4 protein-coding genes are annotated in these 6,724 nt (G+C 59.8%); 1 reads left to right on the top strand and 3 read right to left on the bottom strand.

The window, feature by feature from the left end; genetic code table 11:
- Positions 1–194: 194 nt before the first annotated feature.
- Complete coding sequence (locus AB4Z20_RS01190; protein ID WP_253470473.1) at positions 195–515, bottom strand: hypothetical protein; 321 nt, start codon at positions 513–515, stop codon at positions 195–197.
- A gap of 673 nt (positions 516–1,188) precedes the next feature.
- Between AB4Z20_RS01190 and AB4Z20_RS01185 the strand changes: the two genes are divergently transcribed.
- On the top strand, positions 1,189–3,330 hold the full coding sequence (locus AB4Z20_RS01185) for an autotransporter domain-containing protein (protein ID WP_442089167.1): 2,142 nt from the start codon (positions 1,189–1,191) through the stop codon (positions 3,328–3,330).
- 63 nt (positions 3,331–3,393) lie between these two features.
- Here AB4Z20_RS01185 and oadA read toward each other — a convergent pair whose 3' ends face one another.
- Entirely contained in the window at positions 3,394–5,202 is a 1,809-nt protein-coding gene (gene oadA, locus AB4Z20_RS01180) for a sodium-extruding oxaloacetate decarboxylase subunit alpha (protein WP_253470477.1), read from the bottom strand.
- Positions 5,203–5,214: 12 nt separating this feature from the next.
- Positions 5,215–6,630, bottom strand: coding sequence for an acetyl-CoA carboxylase biotin carboxylase subunit (locus tag AB4Z20_RS01175; protein WP_003187105.1), 1,416 nt, complete (start codon positions 6,628–6,630; stop codon positions 5,215–5,217).
- Positions 6,631–6,724 lie beyond the last annotated feature (94 nt).

The raw sequence follows: 6,724 nt of genomic DNA, 5'->3' as shown, positions 1-6,724 counted from the left end.
TCGCGGCGGCCCACGGAGCAATGCCGGAGTGAGGGCACACCGAGCCTAGGCGAGGTGCCGAGTGGTGGGGCAAAAGCGTTTTGCTTACTTTTGCGCTTCTCAAAAGTGAGCCGCCGTCAGGGCGGAACCCTAAGTGGCCGTTACCGCAGAAACGGATATACACCCCGCCCCCAAAATCCCACCCAGCTCAACGGCTAAACAGGAAAATCCGTCTGAGGTGCAGCCGAATCGCTAGCAGGTGCAGTTTGGAGATCACACCCACCGATGCTCCACCCCAACACTTCCAGCGCATCGCAACCGTCCTGCAACAACAGATGCGCGGCGTTGGCGAAGTGCTCCAGGTCATAACCCTCGGCGTTTTTCAGGCATAGACAGGAGACGCTGTTGAGTAAGTCTCGAGCGGCTTTGATGCGATGTGCAGCAGTTTCCAAAAGATCGGAGGCACCAGCCTCTGTGTCGATAAACAGTGTGGCGCCGACGCTGGTATTGGCTTGAAGGGGATGGTACTTGATCATCGGGTTGCTCTCTTGAGTTGGGAGCTACCACCGCTCGCGGCTAAACGAATGTGGGTGGCAGCTGTACGCGGGTTAGCCGACCGGACAAGAGAATCCGGCACACCCGAAGATGTCCCCCGCACAGCCGCCATAAATGTAAAACACAGGCAGCAAAAAGCGCCGCCATTGGGGGCGCTCGTGCACTCTTGTTCGACCGGCTAAGATCGATCACCGATTTGTCGGTGACGAGAGAACTATAGGCGAGGCCCTAACGATACAACGCTGATTTTCCGTATCTCGGAACCATCCTACGCGAAACACAGAATGGGTTTACAAAGCTCAATTTTGATCGGCCGGAAGCCTACCATCGCGAACCCAATCTGTATCGAGCAGTTGGTCAGTTGCGCTTTCGAATGAGCGCTGCCGGACAACCTCAAGTCTTCATCCCAACAGTTTAAACAAGGCATCCGCCGGCAGTGATTGCCCCGTCAAATACTGGTCAAACAGAAAGGTCCGTGCGGGCTGTAAGGCAAAGCCTCGAACCATGAAAGCCAACGAACCAACACGCTGATCGCAGCACGAGCAGCCTACAAATTTCATCCACCGAATCTTTCCCACGGCGAGGAGATGGCTGGCATCGCCGCCCAGGGTGAAATTTTTAAAGTGCGACCTCCTTCATGAGAGGTCACATTCGATGCGAACCCAACATTCATTCCTGCCTCAACATCTCGCGCTGGCAATAGCCTTGGCGCTTGGCTGTGCCGAGGTTTCGATGGCCCAGTCAGTTGCCGGGGAAGCCCGCCCCGTTGAAACAACCGCCCAAATGCAAGCCCGCCTCAAGACGTTCATGGATCCTTCAGCGGATACGAAACGTGAAAATGTCACCAATGCCCGCGAAACACCCTTGTTGAAGGACAACAGCAATGATCTGGTGATCGTAAGCAAGCAAGGCAAACTTTTCGGGCTCACCGACGGTGGCGGAGGTACCAATGTCTTGCTATTGGATACCGCCGGGGGAGGCGCATTAGGCGAAACACGCAACTTCCAGGATTCGTATTTCAAGCAAGGTGAATGGTCAAACGGCGGTGCTTTCAACGGAGGAAGCCTGGTCGATTCGAAGGCCAGGCTGACCAACACCGGCCAGATTACGGGCGCGGTGCACGTTCTCGGCGTATTCGATAACCACGGTACCGTGGCCGGACCTGTGCTTGTCGGGAAGAAGGGTACGTTCGTCGGTAACGGGACGGTCGACACGCTGGATGTCACGGGCCTGATGGAAGTCGGACCAGAACTGGGTGCCCCTTCGGTTATCAACGATCTCAAGTTTTCCAGGAGCGCAACGCTGGTTTATGGGATCGACGCAGAGAAAGGCAGCGCCGCGATCAAGGTTGGCGGTACAGCCACCTTGGGTAATGCGACGCTGAAAATCATCGCTGTATCGGGCGAACCCACCGAAGCCGGCAAGCACGTCGTGATCAAGGCGGACAAGATCGATGGTAAGTTTGGGAAGGTCATCAATGAACTCGCTTTCATGACGGCTACACCGGACTACACCACGGAGAAACAAGTGGGACTGGTCCTCGCTCGCAACGAGGTGCCCCTTGAGAAAGCCACGGTAAATCCCAACGGCCAAGAATTTGTAAGCGCTATCCCGACGCCGCAGTCAGCCAAACCATCGCCGCCAGCACCTAGCGGCACTTCAGCGCCAGTACCATCCCCAGCCGCCAAGCCGCAAGCCACTCGCCCAACGTCAAAACTCACCGAACCACCAAAAATTGCCAGCACCGCGCCAACACCTGCGGCTCAATCGTCAGCCACCCAACCTGTGCCCAAACCCAACGCCGCCATCAACGCCCTGCTTGGCACCAACCTGACCACCGCCGCCGATGCCATCGACCAACTGGGCGGTTATGACACCGCCGACCTGGGCAACGCCACCCTGAGCAGTGTCGCGCCGATCAGCACGGGAATGCTCTCGGCCATGAGCCGGAGAAGTCCGGCGGATGGGTACGACAACGGCCAAGTCTGGGTCCAGGCCATCGGCAATAGCGGCAGCCTCGCCAAGCAATTGGGAAACTTTGCTCTCAAGCATTCGACAAAAGGTTTGATGCTGGGAACTGATTGGGCTGTCAGCCCCGATTGGCGGCTGGGCATCATCGGCAGCAAGACCCAGACGCGGATGGACAGTTATCAGTTCGACGGTGCCCTGGACAGTTGGCTCGCAGGCGCTTACGCCTTGCGCCAGGACGGGCCGCTGGCGCTGCGCCTGGGCGCTGTCCATGGCAGTCATGACGGCAGCACCAAGCGCCACGTTGCCTTCAACGGATTCAGGGATCGCTTGAAGGGTCGTTACGATGCCACGACACAGCAGGTCTTTGGACAGATCGGCTACAACCTGGATGTTGGACATTTCGATATCGAACCCTATGTCCAAGTGGGTTACCAGCGCTATCAACGCGATGCCTATACCGAAAAAGGTGGGGACGCCGCGTTGCAGTACAACGGCCAGGCACAGGAACACTACAGCAGCGACCTCGGCCTGCGCCTCGCCCGCCCTTTGATTTTCGACCGAGGCATACGGTTGACGCCGCGACTGGATCTCGGCTGGAAGCACCTGTATGGCGACGTAAGGGGCACCTCACATCAGCGTATGGCTAGCGGAAGTGGCATCTATACCGTCGAAGGTGTCGAACTAGACCGTGACAACCTGCTCCTGGAGGCCGGGCTGGACCTGGCCGTTTCACCACGACATACCCTGGGGCTGAACTATCGCGGCGAAACGGGCCAGGACAATCGCAACGGTGCACTGGTGGGCCAGTGGAGAATGATGTTCTGACAGGCAAAAAAAAGGGGAGCACATGCCCCCCCGAGGTTAAAGCGTTGTATCGAGGCTGTTTATTCAGCCTTCGATCTCGATCAGGATCTCGCCCGGGTTGACCCGGTCGCCCTTGGCTACATGAATCGCGGTGACCTTGCCGGCGATGGCCGCCTGTACTTCGGTTTCCATCTTCATGGCTTCGGTAATCAGCACTGCTTGACCGGCCTTCACCACGTCGCCTTCCTTGACCAGCACATCAACGATGTTGCCCGGCATGGTGGTGCTGACATGGCCCGGTGCAGTGGCTTGCTTGCGCTTGCTGCTGCCGCCGCTGACAAATTCATTGAGCGGTTCGAACACGACCTCTTCCGGCATGCCATCGATGGACAGGTAGAAGTGACGCTTGCCTTCGGCCTTGACGCCCACACCGGTGATGTCGACGCGGTAGGTTTCGCCGTGAACGTCGATGACGAACTCGGTCGGCACGCCTTCGCCGCCCGCCGAGCTCACGCTGCCCGCCTCGGGGATTGGCAGCAACACTTCCGGGGTCAGGGTGCCGGCGTCGCGTTCTTCGAGGAACTTGCGACCGATGTCCGGGAACATGGCGTAGGTCAGTACGTCCTCTTCGGACTTGGCCAGCGCACCGATTTCACCGCGCAGCTTGGTCATTTCCGGCTTGAGCAAATCGGCCGGACGCACGTCGATCACCTCTTCGCTGCCGATGGCCTGGCGACGCAGCTTCTCGCTCACCGAGCCTGGCGCCTTGCCGTAACCGCCCTGCAGATAGAGCTTCACTTCGTTGGTGATGGTCTTGTAGCGCTCACCGGCCAACACGTTGAAGAACGCCTGGGTACCGACGATCTGCGAAGTCGGGGTCACCAGCGGCGGGAAGCCGAGGTCTTCGCGCACGCGCGGAATCTCCGCCAGCACTTCGTTCATGCGGTTCAGTGCGCCCTGCTCTTTCAACTGGTTGGCGAGGTTGGAGATCATCCCGCCCGGCACCTGGTTGACCTGGACGCGGGTGTCCACCGCGGTGAACTCGCTTTCGAACTGGTGGTACTTCTTGCGCACGGCGTAGAAGTACAGGCCGATTTCCTGGAGCAGTTCCAGGCTGAGGCCGGTGTCGAACTCACTGCCCTTGAGGGCCGCGACCATCGACTCGGTGCCCGGATGGCTGGTGCCCCAGGCGAAGCTGGAGATCGCGGTGTCGATGTGATCGGCGCCGTTTTCGATCGCCTTGAGCTGGCACATCGCGGCCAGGCCGGCGGTGTCGTGGGAGTGGATGAACACCGGCAACGATTGCTCGGCCTTCAGCGCTTTCACCAGCTCGCCAGTGGCGTATGGGGTCAGCAGACCGGCCATGTCCTTGATCGCCACCGAGTCGCAACCCATGGCTTCCATCTGCTTGGCCTGGGCCACGAACGCGTCGATGGTGTGCACCGGGCTGGTGGTGTAGGCGATGGTGCCCTGGGCGTGCTTACCGGCGGCCTTCACCGCTTCGATGGCGACCTTCAGGTTACGCACATCGTTCATCGCATCGAAAATACGGAACACATCGATGCCGTTGACCGCAGCCTTGGCCACGAACGCCTTGACCACGTCATCGCTGTAATGGCGGTAGCCCAGCAGGTTCTGGCCGCGCAGGAGCATTTGCAGACGGGTGTTGGGCAGCGCCGCGCGCAGTTGGCGCAGGCGTTCCCACGGGTCTTCTTTCAGGAAGCGCACGCAAGCGTCGAATGTCGCGCCGCCCCACACTTCCAGCGACCAATAGCCAACTTTGTCGAGCTTGTCGCAGATCGGCAGCATGTCTTCGGTGCGCATGCGGGTGGCGAGCAGCGATTGGTGGGCGTCGCGCAGGATTGTGTCGGTAACAAAGATCTTCTTGGACATGGTCATACTTCCTTACAGGCCTGCGTGGGCGGCAATGGCGGCGGCGATGGCCAAGGCCAGCTCTTCGGGTTTGCGCTTGATCGAGTAGTTGGTCAGTTCAGGGTGGCTTTCAACGAAGCTGGTATTGAACTGGCCGCTGCGGAATTCCGGATTGCGCAGAATCTCCTGGTAATACGCGGCGGTGGTCTTGACCCCCTGCAGGCGCATGTCATCCAGGGCCCGCAGGCCACGGTCCATCGCTTCTTCCCAGGTCAATGCCCAGACCACCAGTTTCAGGCACATCGAATCGTAGAACGGCGGAATGGTGTAGCCGGTGTAGATCGCCGTGTCGGTGCGCACACCCGGGCCGCCAGGGGCGTAATAGCGGGTGATCTTGCCGAAGCTGGGCAGGAAGTTGTTTTTCGGGTCCTCGGCGTTGATACGGAACTGCAACGCAAAGCCACGGTGCTGGATGTCTTCTTGCTTGACCGACAGCGGCAATCCGGAGGCGATGCGGATCTGTTCGCGAACGATGTCGATACCGGTGATTTCTTCGGTGATGGTGTGTTCCACCTGCACCCGGGTGTTCATCTCCATGAAGTACACCTCGCCTTCGGCGAGCAGGAACTCCACGGTGCCGGCATTCTCGTAGCCCACGGCCTTGGCGGCACGCACCGACAGGTCGCCGATGTAGGCGCGCTGCTCGGGGGTCAGCTGCGGGCTCGGGGCAATTTCGATCAGCTTCTGGTTGCGGCGCTGGATCGAGCAGTCACGTTCGAACAGGTGCACCACGTTGCCGAAACTGTCGCCCAGGATCTGCGCTTCGATGTGCTTGGGATTGACGATGCACTTTTCCAGGAACACTTCCGCCGAGCCGAATGCCTTGGTGGCTTCGGAAATGACCCGCGGGAAGGCCTGTTCGAGTTCTTCGCGGCTGTTGCAGCGACGGATACCACGACCGCCGCCGCCGGACGTGGCCTTGAGCATCACCGGGTAACCGATGCGATCACCTTCGGTCAGCGCTTCTTCAATGCCCGCCACGTTGCCTTCGGTGCCCGGCGTGACCGGCACACCGGCCTTGATCATGCTGCGGCGCGCTTCGGTCTTGTCGCCCATGCGGCGAATGACTTCTGCCGAAGGGCCAATGAATTTGATTCCGCGTTCAGCGCAGATGTCTGCCAGTTCGGCGTTTTCCGAGAGAAAACCGTAGCCGGGGTGCAAGGCATCACAGCCGGTTTCCACCGCCAGGTTCACCAGTTTGCGCGGGTTGAGGTAGCCGGCCAGCGGATCGGCGCCGATGCTGTGGGCCTCGTCCGCACGCTTGACGTGCAGCGCATGGCGGTCCGCGTCGGAGTAGACCGCGACCGAGCGAATGCCCATCTCGGCGCAAGCGCGCACGATGCGGACGGCAATCTCACCACGGTTGGCGATCAGGATCTTTGTTATCAATTGGAGGTTCCCTTGAGCCGGTGATACCACGGCCTGGGGTCCAGGCCGACGCGTGACCAGATGTAACAATTGGTCGCAGCCCCACACTAGTCCT

Origin of the sequence: Pseudomonas sp. KB_12, assembly GCF_052114545.1 — a bacterium.
Lineage (GTDB): Bacteria > Pseudomonadota > Gammaproteobacteria > Pseudomonadales > Pseudomonadaceae > Aquipseudomonas > Aquipseudomonas brassicacearum.
The sequence above is the reverse complement of the archived record's forward strand: the minus strand, read 5'-3'. Positions and strand labels throughout refer to the sequence as shown.